The sequence below is a fragment of the Burkholderia sp. BCC0419 genome (genome assembly GCF_902830285.1).
GTDB lineage: Bacteria > Pseudomonadota > Gammaproteobacteria > Burkholderiales > Burkholderiaceae > Burkholderia.
In genome coordinates this window covers 544739-563232 of the sequence record NZ_CADESR010000003.1, presented here as the reverse complement: position 1 = coordinate 563232, position 18494 = coordinate 544739, and the positions used below count along the sequence as shown (strand labels likewise).

14 protein-coding genes are annotated in these 18494 nt (G+C 69.0%); 6 read left to right on the top strand and 8 right to left on the bottom strand.

Annotation, left to right across the window (positions count from 1 at the left end; genetic code table 11):
* Positions 1 to 99: 99 nt before the first annotated feature.
* The gene (locus HWW87_RS20830) at positions 100 to 240 is read right to left on the bottom strand and encodes a hypothetical protein (protein WP_175821926.1); all 141 of its coding nucleotides are present in this window, start codon (positions 238 to 240) and stop codon (positions 100 to 102) included.
* Between HWW87_RS20830 and HWW87_RS20825 the strand changes: the two genes are divergently transcribed.
* The 3 genes from HWW87_RS20825 (at position 239) to HWW87_RS20815 (ending at position 10065) form a co-directional block, all read left to right on the top strand.
* The gene (locus tag HWW87_RS20825; protein ID WP_175821925.1) at positions 239 to 7339 is read left to right on the top strand and encodes an autotransporter-associated beta strand repeat-containing protein; all 7101 of its coding nucleotides are present in this window, start codon (positions 239 to 241) and stop codon (positions 7337 to 7339) included. The genes HWW87_RS20830 and HWW87_RS20825 overlap by 2 nt on opposite strands.
* Positions 7340 to 7494: 155 nt before the next feature.
* Positions 7495 to 9717: an amylo-alpha-1,6-glucosidase gene (locus HWW87_RS20820; protein ID WP_175821924.1), complete on the top strand. Its 2223-nt coding sequence runs from the start codon at positions 7495 to 7497 to the stop codon at positions 9715 to 9717.
* Positions 9718 to 9813: 96 nt separating this feature from the next.
* A complete protein-coding gene (locus HWW87_RS20815) occupies positions 9814 to 10065 on the top strand; it encodes a hypothetical protein (protein ID WP_174434011.1) in 252 nt (83 codons plus the stop codon).
* Between the two features lie 482 nt (positions 10066 to 10547).
* On the opposite strand, the gene penR is transcribed toward HWW87_RS20815, so the two are convergent.
* The gene (gene penR, locus HWW87_RS20810; RefSeq protein ID WP_175821923.1) at positions 10548 to 11438 is read right to left on the bottom strand and encodes a beta-lactamase transcriptional regulator PenR; all 891 of its coding nucleotides are present in this window, start codon (positions 11436 to 11438) and stop codon (positions 10548 to 10550) included.
* A 136-nt stretch (positions 11439 to 11574) separates the two neighbouring features.
* Here penR and blaPEN-B point away from each other — a divergent pair, with 136 nt between their 5' ends.
* Positions 11575 to 12513, top strand: a complete 939-nt coding sequence (gene blaPEN-B / locus HWW87_RS20805) for a PEN-B family class A beta-lactamase (protein ID WP_175821922.1) — start codon at positions 11575 to 11577, stop codon at positions 12511 to 12513.
* Positions 12514 to 12995: 482 nt separating this feature from the next.
* On the opposite strand, the gene HWW87_RS20800 is transcribed toward blaPEN-B, so the two are convergent.
* The 6 genes from HWW87_RS20800 to HWW87_RS20775 form a co-directional block, all read right to left on the bottom strand.
* Entirely contained in the window at positions 12996 to 13196 is a 201-nt protein-coding gene (locus tag HWW87_RS20800) for a hypothetical protein (protein WP_174388325.1), read from the bottom strand.
* Between the two features lie 241 nt (positions 13197 to 13437).
* Complete coding sequence (locus HWW87_RS20795) at positions 13438 to 13605, bottom strand: hypothetical protein (RefSeq protein ID WP_175821921.1); 168 nt, start codon at positions 13603 to 13605, stop codon at positions 13438 to 13440.
* A 160-nt stretch (positions 13606 to 13765) separates the two neighbouring features.
* The gene (locus HWW87_RS20790) at positions 13766 to 14134 is read right to left on the bottom strand and encodes an antibiotic biosynthesis monooxygenase family protein (RefSeq protein WP_175821920.1); all 369 of its coding nucleotides are present in this window, start codon (positions 14132 to 14134) and stop codon (positions 13766 to 13768) included.
* Positions 14135 to 14169: 35 nt separating this feature from the next.
* The gene (locus HWW87_RS20785) at positions 14170 to 14616 is read right to left on the bottom strand and encodes a MarR family winged helix-turn-helix transcriptional regulator (protein ID WP_175821919.1); all 447 of its coding nucleotides are present in this window, start codon (positions 14614 to 14616) and stop codon (positions 14170 to 14172) included.
* Between the two features lie 320 nt (positions 14617 to 14936).
* Entirely contained in the window at positions 14937 to 16313 is a 1377-nt protein-coding gene (locus HWW87_RS20780; protein WP_175821918.1) for an ATP-binding protein, read from the bottom strand.
* Positions 16310 to 16972, bottom strand: a complete 663-nt coding sequence (locus HWW87_RS20775; protein WP_175821917.1) for a response regulator — start codon at positions 16970 to 16972, stop codon at positions 16310 to 16312. Before HWW87_RS20775 ends, HWW87_RS20780 begins: the two co-directional genes overlap by 4 nt.
* Positions 16973 to 17205: 233 nt before the next feature.
* Here HWW87_RS20775 and HWW87_RS20770 point away from each other — a divergent pair, with 233 nt between their 5' ends.
* Positions 17206 to 17559, top strand: a complete 354-nt coding sequence (locus tag HWW87_RS20770) for a NirD/YgiW/YdeI family stress tolerance protein (protein ID WP_174434018.1) — start codon at positions 17206 to 17208, stop codon at positions 17557 to 17559.
* 55 nt (positions 17560 to 17614) lie between these two features.
* A complete protein-coding gene (locus HWW87_RS20765; RefSeq protein WP_174388330.1) occupies positions 17615 to 18475 on the top strand; it encodes a MurR/RpiR family transcriptional regulator in 861 nt (286 codons plus the stop codon).
* The last annotated feature ends 19 nt before the right edge of the window (positions 18476 to 18494 follow it).

Genomic DNA, 18494 nt, shown 5'->3' with positions numbered 1-18494 from the left:
AAAGCAGGGCAGTAATCAAATCAACCAGAAAGTCGCTGCAAAAAAACAGGGGCCGCCATCATGTCATTCGACTAGTTTCGATCTGCATTCCCGGGTCGATCAAGAATTCATCCACGAATAAACCGACAGCGCGTCGCGATTGCCGGAGCGGACGCTTTTATCCGCGATTTTCTGCTGCGTGCCGTCCGCTGCGGCCGCCATACCAATACCAAAGCCGAAATCAATAAAGAGGGAAAGCATGAACCCTGTCCGTTCGAAAAAAGCGAGTGAGCCGTTTCCGCGACTGCTGTTGCCCACGGGCGTGTTTCTGGCGCTGTCGGGCGCGGGCATCGTCCCCGCCTATGCGACCTGCAGCACGGCGGGCACCACGGTGACCTGTTCCGGCGTCGCGAACCCGCTGGCGCCCAGTTATTCGAACAGCGCCAACAACCTGAACGCGACGGTCAACCCCGGTGCAAGCGTCGGCGTGCTGCTCGGCGTCGGCGGCACGGCGATGTCGCTGACCGGCAACGGCGTCACGCTGACCAACAACGGCACGATCGATCCGTCCGCGCTCGGCTCCGGGCTCGGGGTGCTGTCGAGCGGTACGGTGGTCGGCAACGCGGCGGCGAGCACCACGACCGTGACCAACAACGGCACGATGAAGGGCTCGACCGGCGTGGCGATCAGCGGCGTGACGGGCATGGCGCTGTCGGTGCAGAACGGCACCGGCGGCACATCGAACATCACGAACACCGGTTCGATCGGCTCCACCCCACTGGTCGGTGCGACCCTCGTCGGCGCCGATGCGCCGGTGGTCGCCGCATACGGCGGCGGCACGGTCAACATGTCGAACAGCGGAACGATCACCGGTCGCGTGTCGCTCGGCTCGAACGGCACGCCCGGACAGGGCAATACGTTCACCAACTCGGGCACGATCAACGGCGGCGTGTCGATGGGGGCGAACAGCACGAATACGTTCAATGCCGTGACGGGCTCGGCGGTCAACACGGCCGGCGGCACCGGCGGCGCATTCAACATCACGGTCGGCCCGGTCACGCTCGGCGTGGCGGCAACCGGCGTCGTCGACGGCGGCGCGGGCGGCAACAATACGCTCAACCTGCAGCAAGGGGCTACGGCGAACGGCACGATCGCGGTCAACAACTACATCAACTTCAATCACCTCGACGTCACGAGCGGCAACTGGACGATCAACGGTGCGTCCACCGCGCAGGACGCGACGCTGAGCAGCGGCAGCGTGGCGATCATCAACAACAATGCGTCACTCGGCACCGGCGCCGTCACGAGCAACGGCGGTGCGTTGCAGGCGGGCACGGCGGGGCTCAACGTCTCCAACAACGTGACGCTCAACGCCGGCGGCCTGACGGTGCAGGGCGCGACCGGACTGACGCTGTCCGGCGCGGTGTCGGGTGGCGGTGCGCTGACGAAGAACGATGGCGGCACGCTGACGCTGTCCGGCGCGAACAGCTACACGGGCGGCACGAACCTGAACGCCGGCGGCCTGGTGGTCGGCAACAATTCGGCGCTCGGCACGGGCGCGCTGAACGTCAATGCGACGGCGTCGCTCGACACGAGCACGAACGTGACGCTCGGCAATGCGGTCAATCTTGCGACCGGCACGACGTTGACGCTCGGTGGCAGCAACAATCTCGGGCTTGCCGGCACGATCGCCGGTGCCGGCGGCCTCGTGAAGAACGGCGCGGCCACCACGACGCTGACCGGCGCCAACACGTATACGGGCGATACGACGATCAATTCCGGCACGCTCGCGCTGGGCGCGGGCGGGAGCCTGGCCGCGACCGGCACGGTGAACCTCGCCGGCGCGGGCGCGACGTTCGACGTGGCCGGTGCATCCAGCGCGCAGACGATCGGCTCGCTGGCAGGCGCGGCGGGCACGAACGTCAACCTCGGCGGCAATTCCCTGACGCTCGACGGCAGCGGCAATGCGACCTATGCGGGCACGATCGGCGGCGCGGGCAGCGTGACGCTGTCCGGTACCGGCACGCAAACGCTGACCGGCACGAACATCTATACGGGCGGCACCAACCTGAACGGCGGCAACCTCGCCGTCGGCAGCAACGCGGCGCTTGGCCTGGGCGCCGTGAACGTCAACGGCTCGTCGACGCTGGATACGACCACCAACGTGTCGCTTGCGAACGACGTCAATCTCGCCACCGGCACCACGCTCACGCTGGTCGGCAGCACCGATCTCGGGCTCGGCGGCGCGATTTCCGGCGGCGGCGGTCTCGTGAAGAACGGCGCGGCGTCGCTGACGCTGAGCGGTGCGAACAGTTATGCCGGGGGCACGCTGCTGAACAGCGGCGGCCTCGTGCTCGGCAACAACGCGGCGCTGGGCACCGGCGCGCTGAGCGTCGGCGGTGCGGCGACGCTCGATACGACCACGAACCTATCGGTCGGCAACGCGATCGATCTCGGTACGGGCGCCGCGCTGACGCTCGGCGGCAGCAACAACCTCGGGTTGAGCGGCGCGATTTCCGGCGCGGGCAGCCTTGTGAAGAACGGCGCGGCGACCACCACGCTGACCGGCGCGAACACCTATACCGGTGGCACGACGGTCAACGCGGGCACGTTGGCGATCGGCGCCGGCGGCAGCCTGTCGTCCACGGGTACGGTGAATCTCGTCAATCCGGGCGCCGCCTTCGACATCAGCGCGGGCGGCCCGCAGGCGATCGGCGCACTATCCGGCGGGGTCGGCACGACCGTAAGCCTCGGCGGCAACGCGCTGACGCTGGGCGGGACGGCCAGCGGTACGTTCAGCGGCACGATCGGCGGGCCCGGCAGCCTGACGCTGTCGGGCACCGGCACGCAGACGCTGAACGGCGCGAACACCTATTCGGGCGGCACGACGCTGAACAGCGGCAGCCTGGTGCTCGGCAACAATGGCGCGCTCGGCACCGGCGCGCTGAACGTCGGTGGGGCGGCCACGCTCGATACGAACGCGAGCCTGTCGGTCGGCAATGCGATCGACCTCGGCGCGGGCGCGACGCTGACACTCGGCGGCACCAACGCGCTCGGGCTCGGCGGCGCGATCACCGGCGCGGGCGCGCTCGTGAAGGACGGCGCCGCGACCACGACGCTGACGGGCGCAAGCACCTACACCGGCGGCACGACGATCAATGCGGGGACGCTGGCAGTCGGCGCGGGCGGCAGCCTTGCATCGGCCGGCACGATGAATCTCGCGGGCGCCGGCGCAACGCTCGACCTGAACGGCGCGACCGGCGCGCAATCGATCGGGGCGCTGGGGGGCGTGGCCGGCACGAGCGTGAATCTCGGCGGCAACGCGCTGACGCTGGGCGGGACGGCCAGCGGCACGTTCAGCGGTGCGATCAACGGCACCGGCAGCCTGACGCTGTCGGGCACTGGCACGCAAACGCTGAACGGCGCGAGCACATATTCGGGCGGCACGACGCTGAACAGCGGTGGCCTCGTGCTCGGCAACAACACGGCGCTCGGCACCGGCGCGCTGACTGTCGGCGGCACGGCGACGCTCGATACGAACGCGAGCCTGTCGGTCGGGAATGCGATCGATGTCGGCACGGGCGCGACGCTGACGCTGGGCGGCAGCAATGCCCTCGGGCTGACCGGCGCGATCACCGGTGCGGGCGCGCTCGTGAAGGACGGTGCGGCGACTACGACGCTGACCGGCGCGAACACGTACACCGGCGGCACGACGATCAACGCGGGCACGCTCGCGCTCGGTGCGGGCGGCAGCCTTGCATCGACCGGCGCGATGAACCTCGCGGGCGCCGGCGCGACGCTGGATCTGAGCGGCGCGGCGGGCGGCCAAACGCTCGGCGCGCTGTCGGGCGTCGCGGGATCCAACGTCAACCTGGGCGGTAATGCGCTGACGCTCGGCGGCACGGCAAGCGGCACGTTCGGCGGGGTGATCGGCGGCACCGGCAGTCTCACGTTGTCGGGCACCGGCACGCAGACGCTGTCGGGCGCGAACACCTATACGGGCGGTACGACGATCGGCGGCGGCAGCACGCTGGCGCTCGGCGCGGGCGGCAGCCTTGCATCGACCGGCACGGTGAATCTGGCCGGGGCGGGTGCGACGTTCAACCTGAGCGGCGCATCGGGCGCGCAGACGATCGGTGCGCTGACCGGCGCCGCCGACACGAATGTGAGCCTGGGTGGCAACGGGCTGACGTTGAGCGGTGGCGGCAGCAACACGTTCGGTGGCGTGATCGGCGGCACCGGCGGCGTGACCCTGGCCGGTACGGGCACACAGACGCTGACGGGCGCGAACACGTATACGGGCGGCACGACGATCAGCGGCGCCGGCACGCTGGCGCTGGGTGCGGGCGGCAGCCTCGCATCGACCGGCGCGGTGAACCTCACCGGCACCGGTGCGACGTTCAATCTGAGCGGCGCGACGGGCGCGCAGACGATCGGCACGCTGACTGGCGCAGCCAGCACGAACGTGAATCTCGGCACGAATGCGCTGACGCTGAATGGCGCCACCAACGGTACGTTTGGCGGCACGATCGGCGGGACGGGTGGTGTGACGGTCGCCGGCACCGGCACGCAAACGCTGACGGGTGCGAACACGTATTCGGGCGGCACGACGATCAACGGCGGCAGCACACTCGCACTCGGCGCAGGCGGCAGCCTCGCGTCGGGGAGCGCCGTGAATCTCGCGGGCACGGGGGCGACGTTCGACGTGAGCGGCGCGACGGCCGCGCAGACGCTCGGCACGCTGACCGGCGCGGCCGGCACGAGCGTGAATCTCGGCGCGAATGCGCTGACGTTGAACGGCAGCGGCAACGGTACGTTCGGCGGCGCGATCGGCGGGACGGGCGGCGTGACGTTCGCCGGCACGGGCACGCAAACGCTGACGGGCGCGAACACGTACACGGGCGGCACGACGATCAACGGCGGCAGCACGCTTGCACTCGGCGCAGGTGGCAGTCTCGCGTCCGGTAGCGCCGTGAATCTCGCGGGGACGGGCGCGACGTTCAACCTGAGCGGCGCATCGGGCGCGCAGACCATCGGCTCGCTGACCGGCGCGGCCGGCACGAACGTGAACCTCGGCGCGAATGCGCTGACGCTGAACGGCAGCGGCAACAACACGTTCGGCGGCACGATCGGCGGGACGGGCGGCGTGACGCTGGCCGGCACCGGCACGCAGACGCTGACGGGCGCGAACACGTACACGGGCGGCACGACGATCAACGGCGGCAGCACGCTCGCACTCGGCGCGGGCGGCAGCCTCGCGTCGACGGGCGCTGTGAATCTCGCGGGCACGGGGGCGACGTTCGACGTGAGCGGTGCGACCGGCACGCAAACGATCGGTGCGCTGTCGGGGGCGGCCGGCACGAACGTGAATCTCGGTGCGAATGCGCTGGCGCTGAACGGCAGCGGCAGCAGTACGTTCGGCGGCACGATCGGTGGCTCGGGCGGTGTGACGGTGGCGAGCGGCACGCAGGTGCTGACCGGCGGCAACACGTACACGGGCGGCACCACGATCGCAGCCGGCGGCACGCTGCAACTCGGCAACGGTGGCACGTCGGGCAGCGTGGCCGGCAACGTCGTCGACAACGGTGCGCTGATCGTCAATCAATCGGGCAACGTGACGATCGCGAGCGTGCTGTCCGGCACCGGCTCGCTCACCCAGGCTGGCAGCGGACAACTCACGCTGACCGGCACGAGCACGCTGAGCGGCCCGACCACGGTCGGCGCGGGTACCCTCGCCGTCAACGGTTCGCTCGGCCAGTCGACCGTCACCGTGCAGAACGGCGCGACGCTGACGGGCACCGGCACGATCGGCGGCCTCGTGGTGCAGGGCGGCGCGACGGCGGCCGCCACGCAGCCGGGCGCGGCGCTGAACGTGGGCGGCAACGTCACGTTCCAGCCGGGTTCGACGTTCCAGGTCGCCGCCACGCCGCAGCAAAGCGGCAGCCTCGCGGCGAGCGGCGCGGCGACGCTGAACGGCGGCACCGTGCAGGTGCTCGCGAACCAGAGCGGCTACCAGCCGAGCACGACGTACACGATCCTCAGCGCGTCGTCGGGCGTGCAGGGCGCGTTCACCCAGGTGAGCGCGAACTACGCGTTCCTGACGCCGACCCTCAGTTACGATCCGGGTCACGTGTACCTGCGACTGGTTCAGAACGGCACGTCGCTGCCGGATGTCGCGACGACGCCGAACCAGCGCTCGGTCGCGACCGCGCTGGGCGGGCTCGGCACCGGCAATCCGCTGTACGACGCGGTGCTGACGACCGACGCGCCCACCGCGCGCCGCGCGTACGGGCTGCTCGACGGCGAACTGCAGGCGAGCCTGAAGAGCATGCTGCTGCTCGACAGCCGCTATGTGCGCGACGCGGTGACCGATCGCGTCCGTCAGGGGCTCGCGCCCGGATCGGGCCCGCTCGCGGCATTGTCGTCGGGCGGCGCCGCGCTGTGCGGCGACAACACGGCCGGCGTGGCCGACGCGACGCTGCCGCCGGAACGCCGGATCGGTTCGCGCGACGGGTGCTACGGCGGGACGCCTTATCAGCCGGTCGTCTGGGGGCAGGCGTTCGGCGGCCGCAGCCGGCTCACCGGCGACGGCAACGCGTCGACGATCAACCGCAGCATGACGGGCTTCATCGCCGGCGCCGACATGGCGCTCAACGACAAGTGGCGCGCGGGTCTGGCCGCGGGCGTCACGCACAGCTCGCTCGACAACGACCAGAGCTCGTCGGCAGCGGTGAACAGCTACTACGTGTCGCTGTACGGCGGCGCGCAGTACGGCGCGCTCGGCGTGCGCGGCGGTGCGTCGTATACGTGGTATCGCATCAACAGCGACCGCTATCCGGGCTTCGCGGGCTTCTCCGATCACGACTCGGCCGGCTACAACGCGCATTCGGCGCAGGTGTTCGGCGAAGTCGGCTACGCGCTGCCGGTCGGGCCGGTCGCGATCGAGCCGTTCGCGGGCCTCGCGTATGTGAACCTGCATACCGACGGCTATACGGAAACCGGCGGCGCGGCCGCGCTGCGCGCCGGCGGCGAGACGACCCACGTCGGCTTCTCGACGCTCGGCCTGCGTGCGGCGTCGCAGCTCGGCTCGATCGCGAGCGGCACGTTCACCGCGCGCGGGACGGTCGGCTGGCGGCATGCGTTCGGCAACGTGCGGCCGTCGTCGGCGTTCACGTTCGCGAACGGCGGCACGTCGTTCCAGGTGTCGGGCGTGCCGATTGCTCGCGACAGCGCGGTCCTCGAAGCCGGCATCGACGCGAACATCACGAAACGCCTGACGCTCGGCCTCACGTACAGCGGCCAATACGGCAGCGGCGTGCGCGACAACGCGATCCTCGGCAACATCCTGTGGAAATTCTGACCGGCAACTGACGAGCCCGTACGCGGCGCCCGGCGACGAAGCAACGCCGCCTGGCGCCGCGGCCGTTTCGGCGCTGCGCACGTCCCCGGTTCTGGCCTATCCTGTGCGAAACACGCGACGCGCGCCGCGCGTTGCGCCTCGACACAGGAGCATCGATGCCGAATCACGCCGAAGCCACGACGACGCAGGCGCCGCAAGTCGCGCCCATTGCCCCGACCCCCGCGTCGGGTCCCGCTTTCATCGCGCCCGAAGCCGATCCGCAGGCCATCGCGCGCAACAACCAGTACGTGCTGAAATCCGGCGACGCGTTCGTGGTCAGCGACGCGCTCGGCGACATCGGCGGGCGTGACGACGGCCTGTTCGTCGACGACATGCGCGTGCTGTCGACATGGCGCCTGACGTTCGGCGGCCGCGCGCCGTCGCTGCTGTCGGGCGCGACGAGCGCCGACAACGCGTCGTTCACCGCGCACCTGACGAACCGCCCGCTGCCGCCGCTCGGCGGCCACGAGACGCCCGAGGGCGTGATCCATATCGAACGGATGCGCGTGCTCGCGGGCGACGTGCTGTACGAAGCGCTGACGCTGACGAACTACGGCGCGAGCGAAGCCGAGGTGCCGCTGTCGCTGTCGTTCGCGGCCGATTTCAAGGACATGTTCGAGGTGCGCGGCACGCAGCGGCCGAAGCGCGGCACGGTGGGCGCGCCGCGCGTCGACGCGGGCGCGGTGCGGCTGCGCTACGACGGTCTCGACAGCGTCGAGCGCAACGTGACCGTGCATTTCTCGCCGGCGCCCGACGCGCTGTCGGTCGATCGTGCCGACTACACGCTGACGATCGCCGCGCAGGCGTGCGTGTCGATCTACCTGACCGTCGATGCGACGCTCGGCCCCGCGCATGGCGAAGGGCCCGGATGCGGCCGCGTCGCGCTGCGCACCGCGCTCGTCGGCGTGCATCGCGAGATGCGCGCACGGCGCGAGTCGATGGCGCGCGTGAACACCGGCAATCCGCTGTTCGATGCCTGGCTCGATCGTTCGCTCGCGGATCTCGGGCTGCTCACGACGCAGCTCGACACGGGGCCGTACCCGTATGCGGGCATTCCGTGGTTCTCCACGCCGTTCGGCCGCGACGCGATCATCACGTCGCTGCAGATGCTGTGGCTGCAGCCGTCGCTCGCGCACGGCGTGCTGCGTTTTCTCGCCGAGCATCAGGCGCGCGAGACCTCCGCGTTCCGCGACGCGGAGCCCGGCAAGATCATGCACGAGTTCCGCCGCAGCGAGATGGCCGCGACGGGCGAGGTGCCGTTCGCGCTGTATTACGGCGGCGTCGATACGACTCCGCTGTTCATCGTGCTCGCGGGCGCGTATGTCGAACGTACCGGCGACGAGGCGCTGATCGACGAGCTGTGGCCCGCGCTCGAGCGCGCCGCGCAATGGGTGATCGACAAGTGCGACCGCAATCCGTACGGACTGCTCGATTACCAACGCACGTCGGAGCGCGGCCTCGCGAACCAGGGCTGGAAGGACAGCCACGATTCGGTGTTCCACGCGGACGGCCGTTTCCCGGACGGGCCGATCGCGCTCGTCGAAGTGCAGGCCTATGCATGCGCGGCGCTCGATGCGATGTCGGCATGCTCGCACCGGCGCGGCCAAGAGGTTGACGCGGCGCGCTACGCGTTGCGCGCGAAGACGCTGCGCGACCAGGTCGATGCGCTGTTCTGGATGCCGGAAGGCGATTTCTACGGGATTGCGCTCGACGGTCATGGCGAGCTGTGCCGCGTGTTCGCGTCGAATGCGGGCCACCTGCTTGCGTTCGGGCTGCCCGACGCGGCGCGCGGCACGGCGGTCGCCGGCGTGCTCGGCTCGGCGCTGTTCCAGACGGGCTGGGGCATCCGCACGCTCGCGGCCGGCCAGCCGCGTTTCAACCCGATGGCCTATCACAACGGCTCGGTGTGGCCGCACGACAATGCGCTGATCGCGCGCGGCCTGGCGCGCTACGGCGACAAGACGGCCGCGGTGAATCTGCTGCGCGCGTTGTTCGAGGCGGCGGTGAGCTTCGAGATGCGCTTGCCGGAGCTGTTCTGCGGGTTCCCGCGCCGGCGCGGCGAACCGCCGACCGCGTACCCGGTGGCCTGCCTGCCGCAGGCGTGGGCGGCCGGCGCGCCGTTCATGATGCTGCAGGCGTGCCTCGGCGTGAGCATCGACGCGTCGCGCCACGAGGTGCGCGTCGAGCGCCCGGCGTTGCCGGAAGGCGTCGACTGGCTGCGGATCGACGCGCTGCGCGTCGGCGACGAAACCGTGTCGCTGACGTTCCGCCGCGTCGATGGGCAGGTCGTCGCGTCGGCGGAGCAGCCGGGCCGCGTGAAGGTGGTCGCGGTGCTGTAGCGGGGGGCTGCGCGAACGTTGCGCGATGTCGCGCCACGTTCGCGCGCAGCGGCATAGAATCGTGACATGACCCTTGAACGATGGCGGAGGTAGACGATGACGACCGACAACCGGCCCGACGACGGCGAGCACAAGCTCGAGAATCTCGAAGCGGCGGTCGACCACCTGCACAAGTCGATCGAATCGCAGAGCATTGCGGTCGGCGCGGCGAAGGGCATCCTGTTCAGCCTGATCGAAACGCTCGGCGCACTGATCGGCGATCCCGACCTGCCGGAGCATGCGCGTTCGGGCTACGAAGCGCTGCGCGACAAGGCGAGCGAATTGCGCGGCGGCCTCGACCACCATTGACGCACGGGCGGCGCACGCGCTGCCCGATTCGGCAGACGCAGCACAAAACCCCGTGCGCTCAACCAGTTAGGTGCCCGATACGCAGGATATCCACAAGCTTGCCAACACAATCTGTGGAGAACCGCCCGGCCGTCGGCCGGGTGCGCCACACCTGCGCGGGGAGCGGTTCGACAACCGCTCCGGTGCCGCACCATTGACCGGTCAAGGTCCGTGGATCGAATCCCCTTGTGTATCAAGATGTTACGCGTCCGATCTGGCGGATATCCACAGGCTTGCCAACAAAATCTGTGGACAACTCGCAATCGATTGCGTCGCGTGGGTTGAGGATCCGGCCGGAATGCGACGGTACGCGAAGCCCGTGCGCAAAGGCTGCCTGCGCCGTGCATCGGCGCACGAATGCGTGCCCGATCAAGGGCTTAGGCCCTGGGTACCCAGGATATCCACATCCTTGCCAACATTTTCTGTGGACAAGCGCGGCCGCGTTACTCGGTGAGCGCCGCGCCGGCCGCTTCCGCCACGATCCAGTCGCGAAACAGCGTCATCGCGGGCGTCAGCGGTTTCGACTTCGGCGACGTGAGCCAGTAGCCGCCCGCGCGCACGTCGATGTCGAGCGGTCGCGCGAGCTGGCCGAGCTGCAGTTCGCGCGCGAACATGCAGGCGGGCGCGAGCGCGACGCCCGCGCCCTGCATCGCGGCCTCGACCATCAGCCGGGACGAATCGAACACGGGCCCGTTGACGGCCCATGGTTCGAGCTGCGCGGCGTCGAACCAGCCGAGCCATTCGTCGGTGCGGTACGAGCGCAGCAGCGTTTCGTTCGCGAGATCGGCCGGCTGCGCGAGGCGTCGCGCAATGTCCGGCGCGCACAGCGCGGTGAGCGGCGCATCGAGCAGCCGCTCGTTGCGCGTCGCCGGCCAGTTGCCTTCACCGAAGCGGATCGCGAAATCGAGGCCCTCGGCGGCGAGGTCGACGACGTTGTTGTTGGTCCGCAGCCGCAACTCGACGAACGGGTGCGTGTCGCCGAACTGCTTCAGTCGCGGCATTAGCCAGCCTAGGGCAAAGGTGCCGACGACGCCGAGCGTCAGCACTTCGTGGAAGCGCCCGCCGTCGAACTGCTTGAGCACCGTCTCGATGCGGCTGAACGCATCGCTCAGCACCGGCAGCAGCGCGCGCCCCTCGTCGGTCAGCCCGAGGCCGCGCGGCAACCGCGTAAACAACGTGCAGCCGAGCCGCTCTTCTAGCGAGCGCACCTGCTGGCTGACCGCGGCCTGGGTCACGCTCAGCTCGAGGCCGGCGCGCGTGAAGTTCAGGTGGCGCGCCGACGATTCGAACGCGCGCAACGCATTGAGCGGAAGATGAGGGCGGAGCTTCGTCATAAGAATTTCTTTTGCCAGCGCTCAATTATCGTTGCTTGTCAGGCAACCGTAAAGTCTCGATAGTGCTGTCTCGGCGGCCGGCCGCTTTCAACGCGTCAACAACGTTTCGCCGCCATTCCACCACGAGACAACCGACATGACCTACTCATCGAAACGTCGCACCCTGTTGCTGGCCGCCGCGACGGCGCCGCTCGTTCTCACCGTCAGCGCGTGCGCGTCGCGGCAGGCCGCTGCGCCGGACGAAGCCACGGTAGCAGCGGCGGCTGCCGCGGACGCCATTGCGCCCGCCGCGGCGGCGACGACGCTCGCCGATCTCGAACGCGACGCGGGCGGCCGTCTCGGCGTGTGCGCGATCGACACGGCGAGCGGCCGGGTCATCGAGCATCGCGCAGGCGAGCGCTTCCCGTTCTGCAGTACGTTCAAGGCGATGCTGAGTGCGGCGGTGCTCGCGCAGAGCGTCGAGCGGCCGGGCTTGCTGCAACAGCGCGTGACGTACACCAAGGCCGACCTCGTCAACTATTCGCCGGTGTCGGAGAAGCATGTCGGCGCGGGCATGACGGTCGCCGCGCTGTGCGAGGCCGCGATCCAGTACAGCGACAACTCGGCCGCGAACCTGCTGATGCAGCTGATCGGCGGCCCGTCGGCGGTAACGGCCTATGCGCGTTCGATCGGCGACGACAGGTTCCGGCTCGATCGATGGGAGACCGAACTGAATACCGCGCTGCCGGGCGACCCGCGCGACACGACGACACCCGCTGCGATGGCCGCCAGCCTGCGCGTGCTGACGCTCGGCGACGCATTGCCGGCCGCGCAGCGTGCGCAGCTCGTCGCGTGGCTGCGCGGCAACAAGGTCGGCGACAAGCGGATTCGTGCGGGCGTGCCGGCCGGGTGGACGGTCGGCGACAAGACCGGCACCGGCGACTACGGGACGACGAACGACGCGGGCGTCATCTGGCCGACGTCGCGCGCGCCGATCGTGCTGGCCGTGTACTACACGCAGACGCGCGCCGATGCGCGGGCGAAGGACGACGTGATCGCGGCGGTCGCGCGCATCGTCGCGCAGACGTTCGGTTGAGCCGTGCGGCACGGCGTGCGTGGCGAGCGCCGCGGGCGCGCCGTGCCGCAGTCGTGACCCGCGCGATCAAACGTTGTGCGATCAACGACTTAGGTCGCGCATGCTCAGGATATCCACATGCTTGCCAACAAAAATTGTGGATAAGCACGCCAGCAGCGGCGCCTGGTGCGACGCGCGCCGTCGTGCCGCGTTTGAAGCAGCGCGGACAAAGTCTTTCGGATCAAGCGCTTGGCCGCGGTATGCGCAGGCTATCCACACGCTTGCCAACACAATCTGTGGACAAGCATGGCAGCCGGCGTGGCAGACGGCGCGTCACGCGCCGAGGCGGCACGCAACCGGCGATCGGGTGGCCGTGTGCCGTTTTTGAAGCGGCGCCGACAAAGTCTTTCGGATCAAGTGCTTGATCGCGGTATGCGCAGGCTATCCACATGCTTGCCAACACAATCTGTGGACAAGCTCGCGCGCGGCCGCGGCGGCAACGCTCAGGGCTGCCGATCGCCGACGGCGGGCCAGCGCGCGAACGCGAACACCCATAACATAATGAAGTTCAGCACCGGGACGAACATCGTCAGGATCCACCAGCCCGAATGCCCGGTGCGCCGCACGATGCGGACGTACGGATAGACGACGATGGCGACGAGCACGAGCGAGACGAGCAATTGCCACGCGGTGAAGTGTTCCATGGTCTTCCTCGGAGTGAGTATCGTAGTGCGGTGCCGGCGGAACGGCCGGCCCGGGGCCGACGCGCATGGCCGGCGATGCGCGACCGTGTGCGGCTTGCGTGATCTTGAGGCGTGACGGGCGCGGGCGTCAAGGCATCGGCAGGACGCTGCGGCCGCGCCGGATCGTCCGTGTTCGCGCATGCCGATGCCGCACGTTGCCGAAACGGTGACGCGCGGCACGAATCGTAGGCCGATCAACGGGTTAGCGCAGGCTTGCGCAGGATATCCACACGCTTGCCAACAAAATCTGTGGGTAAGTGGCGCGGCGCCGGCCCGGCAGGCCTGCGGTGGTGACGACGAGCATCGGACGACGTACCTCGTCGTGGCGTCGTGATGCGAAGTGCGGCGAAGCGGTGTGCGCGATGGCCATGACTCGCGCCTCGTCTGCATCACGCGTGCCAAAGTCCATCGGATCAAGGGTTTAGCGTCGTGGTGCGCAGGATATCCACAAGCTTGCCAACATTTTCTGTGGAGAAGTCCGCGTTCGCGATGCGGCCGATGCCACGCGCTGCCACGCTTCGCACGCGGGCTTACGCGGTGCAGATACCGGCCACGCCGATCTTCTGGAACAGGTGCGGGCTGGCGACGGCGGACGACGGATAGGCCGACAGCTTCGCGACGAATTCCGGATGCATGAAGGCCGCGCGAAACGCGTCCGTCGATTCCCAGATCGCGTAGTTCAGGTAGGTCGGGCTGTCGCCGAGCGCGCGATGAAGCTGCGTCGAAATGAATCCCGGCTGCCGCTTCATGAACGCCGCATCGTCCTTCCAGACGGCGAGAAAGTCGGCTTCGTCGGCGGGCGCCAGCGTGAACACGTTGACGAGCACGACCGGCGCCGCGTCGATCGCGATCTGTTGCTGGATCGGAAAGGCCGGATCCATCGGCTTGAACTGAGGCATGGGCACTCCTGGTGGGGTAGAGGGCAAACGGGCGGCTATGCGTGGCCGTCCTGGCCGTGCGCGCCGGACATCGCCGACAGCACGCGCAGCGCCGCGTCGAGGTCGGCCGAGCTGAAGTCGCCGGCGATGTCGCGGACATGCCGCTGCCACTGCTCGACCACGGCCTGATAGGCCGCTTCGCCGCGCGGCGTCAGCGCATACAACGGCGAGCGCTTGTGCGCCGGATTGGGCAACGACAGCACCAGCCCTTCGTCGGTCAGCACGTTGATCTGTTTCAGGACGGCCTGCCGCGTGATGCCCATCGCATCGGCGATCTGCGGAATGTTCGGCGCGTCCGACGCCATCGAGATCGCGCCCAGCACCTGCCAGCGCGCACTGGTCAAGCCGTGCGGCCCGGCGAAGGTGTTGCCCCATTCGATCAGCAGGCCGTTCAACCGGAATACGGACAGCGCGACGGCGGTCAACTTGTCGGATTTCGTCATATCCAGCTCGGATCGTAAATTGACAACTACTTTACGTAATGGACAACTGGTTGTCAAATTGACGGATGAGCGTCACCAGCCGAAGGGGTTGTTGTATTGCAGCGTGGAGAAGCACGCGAACATCGTCGAAACCTCGACCGGCCTTCGGATCGAGCGGATCGTCTAGGACAACTGACGCGAGCGCGTGCTTGCCCCGGTCCGGCGCATTTGCCGCGCACGCACGACAAACCCTTTCCGATCAAGGGCTTGGTGCCGTTAATGGAGGGTTGTCCACAAGCTTGCCAACATTATCTGTGGACAAGCCGCCCGCCGCCCGCGCATCAGGCCGGCCGCGGGAAGCGCACCGTGACGGTCAGCCCGCGCCCGCCGCGCGTGGTCCCGAGCGCGACGGTCGCGCGATGCTGTTCGGCGATCCGCTTGACGATCGACAACCCGAGCCCGCTGCCCGACGACGTGGCGGCTTGCGCGCCTTCGCCGCGATAGAAGCGTTCCCACACGTCCGTGCGTTCGGCCTCCGGGATGCCGGGGCCGTCGTCGGCGACTTCGAGCACGGGCGTCGTGCCGTCGATGCGCGCCGACACGTCGACGCGCGCGCCTTCGCCCGCATAGCGGATCGCGTTGTCGACGAGGTTGTTCAGCAGCACGCGCAACGTGTCGGCATTGCCCGCGGCCATCACGGGCGCGCCGACGATCGCACCGAGATCGATCCGGTGCGCGTCGGCGACGCGCGCGCGGTCCGACACCACCGAGCGGCACAGCGCGGCGAGATCGACCGGCGCCGACGCGGCGGCGGCCGCCTGCGCATCGGGTTCGAGGCGCGCGAGCGTCAGCAACTGTTCGGCGAGGTGGCCGAGGCGCGTCGTGCCCGCATGGATTTGCGCGAGGATGTGCTCGCGTTCGTCGGCGCTCGCCGCGCGCCGCAGCAATTCCGACTGGATCGACAGCCCCATGATCGGCGTGCGCAGCTCGTGCGCGGCATCGGCGATGAAGTGCCGCTGCAACGTGAACGAGCGGTCGAGGCGCGCGAGCAGGTCGTTGATGGCCTCGGCGAGTGGGCGAACCTCGTTCGGCATCGACGCGACGTCGACCGGCTCGAGGTTGTTCGCATTCCTACGTTTCAGGCCGGACGCGATCGCCCGCAACGGCTGCAGCCCGGCGCCGATGCCGAACCACAGGCCGAGCGCGAGCAGCGGCAGCATCGAGAACACGGGCCACAGCAGGTGGACGGCGATGCCCGCGATCGCTTCCCAGCGCGCATGCCGCGCCTGCGCGAGCCGGATCGTCGTGCCGCCGCGTTCGGTCACGTAGGTGCGCCACGGCTGGCCGCCGACGTCGACGCTCGCGATGCCCTGCTGCGCGGGCGGCGGCAGCTTCGAATCGCGGTCGGTCGAATACACGAGCGTGCCGTTGCGCCACACCTGCAGCAGCACCGCATCGGGGTCGCTCGCTTCGAAGCCGTGCTTGCCTTTGGCGTGGTTGCTGAACGACAGCTCGCCGTTCGGGCCGACGACGATCTGTTTCGACATGCTGCGCATCTGGTCGTCGAGCAGGTCGTCGAGTTCGCGCAGCGCCCCCCAGTAAGTGCCGGCGCTCGCGACCAGGCCGATCACGCACGCGGCCGGCAGCAGCCACGTCAGCAGGCGCCGCCGCAGCGATGCGTTGCGCCAGCGCGCGACCGCGCGTTGCATGCGCGTCACGTGCCGTCACCGATCCGGTAGCCGACGCCGCGCACCGTGCGGATCATGTCGTGGCCGAGTTTCTTGCGCAGGTTGTGGATATGCACCTGCACCGCGTTGCTCTCGATTTCCTCGCCCCAGCTGTACAGCCGTTCCTCGAACTGTTCGCGCGAAATCACCGCGCCCGGTTCGCGCATCAGCTCGTGCAGCAGCACGAATTCCTTCGGCGACAGCGGCACTTCGTCGTCGTCGAGCCAGACGAGATGCTTGACGGGATCGAGCCGCAGCGGGCCGATCGTGAGCGTCGTCTGCGCGCGGCCTGCATGGCGGCGGCTGACCGCGCGGATGCGGGCGAGCAGCTCGTCGAGCTCGAACGGCTTGACGAGATAGTCGTCCGCGCCGCTGTCGAGGCCCGCGATGCGGTCGGGTACGCCGTCGCGCGCGGTGATGATGATCGCGGGGAGGTTTTCGTCGCGGCGGCGCAGCGCGGCGAGCACCGACAGGCCGTCGCGGTTCGGCAGCCCGAGATCGAGCAGCAGCAGCCCGTAGCCGGTCGCACGCAGCGCGAGCGACGCGGCGTCGCCGTCCTTCACCCAGTCGACCGCGAAGCCTTCCTGTTTGAGGCCCTGTTCGAGCCCGCTGCCGATCAGCGGATCGTCCTCGACGAGCAGTACGCGCATGGATTCGTGTCTCTCCAACGGGGGCGCCGCGGCGCCCGGGGTTCTCATGATAAGCGCACGCGTCTTAGGCCGAGCTTAAATGCGCGCGGTGCGCGGCCCGCTTTCGTACTCGTCCAATGCGGCACCGTGTCGCTTCGGTATACCCTTCAGGTTTGCTTAATCTTACGGTCCGTAATCTGGCGCCGTCGCGTTCAACGGAGCGCGGCGCCACATCGAAGAAGAGGACCAAGATCATGAAACACCTGGCCAGAATCCTGGCGGTGGCGCTCGTCGCGCTCCCTGCCGCCGTCTACGCGCAATACACGGGGCCGTCCGCGCTGACCACGACGACCGTGAAGGAGCTGCTCGCCAACGGCCGGGACGACCAGCACGTGCAGTTGCAGGGGCGCATCGTCAAGCACGTCGGCGGCGAGGATTACGAGTTCGCCGACGCCACCGGCTCGATCCGCGTCGAGATCGACCACAAGCTGTGGGCGGCGGGCCAGCCCGTCAGCGACCAGAACGAAGTGAAGCTGACCGGCGAATTCGAGCGCAAATGGTCGGGCCGCGTGAAGGTCGACGCCGACCACGTCGAAGTACTGCGCTGACCGGTGGGCGCGGGGCCGGTGATACCATGGACGACCGGTTCCCGTTCCCACCAAGATGGCCGCCAATTTCGACGAACTCGCGTCCCGGATCCGGGCGCAATTTTCCGAGCTGAGCCCGCAATTCCAGGCGGGCGCCGCCTTCCTGCTCGATCATCCCGACGAAGTCGCCACGTCGTCGATGCGCAAGGTCGCGCAGCGCGCGCAGGTGCAGCCTGCGTCGCTCGTGCGGCTCGCGCAGCAATTCGGCTTTCCCGGCTGGAACGAGCTGCGCGACCTGTGCGTCGCGCGCGTGCGCACGCGTCCCGAGCCGCTCACGCAGCGTGCGCGCTCGCTGGTGCGGCCCGACGCGAAGGCGTCGCTCGCGCACGATCTGCTCGCCGCGCAGCAGCACAACCTGTCGGCGACCGCCGCGCAGAACGAGCACGCGCTCGCGGATGCGGCGAGGCTGATCCGCAAGGCATCGCACGTGCACGTGGCGGGCTTTCGCTCGTGCTATCCGGTCGCGTTCGGTTTCGTCTACGGCTACCGGCTGTTCCGTCCGACCGTGTCGCTGCTCAACGGCGTCGCCGGTTCGCTCGAAATGGAGCTGCGAACGATCGCGAAGCAGAGCGTGACCGTGATCATCAGCTTCGCGCCGTATTCGGCCGAAGCGACGCGCGTCGCGCAGGCCGCGAAGGCGCAGGGCAGCCGGATCGTCGCGATCACCGACAGCGCGGTGTCGCCGATCGCGCTGCACGCGGACGCGCAACTGATCTTCACGCACGACAGCCCGTCGTTCTTCCCGTCGCTGGTGGCCGCGCATGCGATGGCCGAGGCGCTGGTCGCGCAGTTGCTGGCGCTCGAAGGCAGCGATGCGATCGCGGCGCTCGAGCGGACCGAAGCGGAACTGCACGCGAAGGGCGCGTACGTCGTTTGACGCGCGCGGGATGTGCGGT

Excerpts from the sequence above, each read along its gene's own strand:
- HWW87_RS20825 (WP_175821925.1), top strand. The coding sequence starts at position 239 with ATGAACCCTGTCCGTTCGAAAAAAGCGAGTGAGCCGTTTCCGCGACTG.
- HWW87_RS20830 (WP_175821926.1), bottom strand. The coding sequence starts at position 240 with ATGCTTTCCCTCTTTATTGATTTCGGCTTTGGTATTGGTATGGCGGCC.
- HWW87_RS20820 (WP_175821924.1), top strand. The coding sequence starts at position 7,495 with ATGCCGAATCACGCCGAAGCCACGACGACGCAGGCGCCGCAAGTCGCG.
- HWW87_RS20815 (WP_174434011.1), top strand. The coding sequence starts at position 9,814 with ATGACGACCGACAACCGGCCCGACGACGGCGAGCACAAGCTCGAGAAT.
- penR (WP_175821923.1), bottom strand. The coding sequence starts at position 11,438 with ATGACGAAGCTCCGCCCTCATCTTCCGCTCAATGCGTTGCGCGCGTTC.
- blaPEN-B (WP_175821922.1), top strand. The coding sequence starts at position 11,575 with ATGACCTACTCATCGAAACGTCGCACCCTGTTGCTGGCCGCCGCGACG.
- HWW87_RS20800 (WP_174388325.1), bottom strand. The coding sequence starts at position 13,196 with ATGGAACACTTCACCGCGTGGCAATTGCTCGTCTCGCTCGTGCTCGTC.
- HWW87_RS20795 (WP_175821921.1), bottom strand. The coding sequence starts at position 13,605 with ATGGCCATCGCGCACACCGCTTCGCCGCACTTCGCATCACGACGCCAC.
- HWW87_RS20790 (WP_175821920.1), bottom strand. The coding sequence starts at position 14,134 with ATGCCTCAGTTCAAGCCGATGGATCCGGCCTTTCCGATCCAGCAACAG.
- HWW87_RS20785 (WP_175821919.1), bottom strand. The coding sequence starts at position 14,616 with ATGACGAAATCCGACAAGTTGACCGCCGTCGCGCTGTCCGTATTCCGG.
- HWW87_RS20775 (WP_175821917.1), bottom strand. The coding sequence starts at position 16,972 with ATGCGCGTACTGCTCGTCGAGGACGATCCGCTGATCGGCAGCGGGCTC.
- HWW87_RS20770 (WP_174434018.1), top strand. The coding sequence starts at position 17,206 with ATGAAACACCTGGCCAGAATCCTGGCGGTGGCGCTCGTCGCGCTCCCT.
- HWW87_RS20765 (WP_174388330.1), top strand. The coding sequence starts at position 17,615 with ATGGCCGCCAATTTCGACGAACTCGCGTCCCGGATCCGGGCGCAATTT.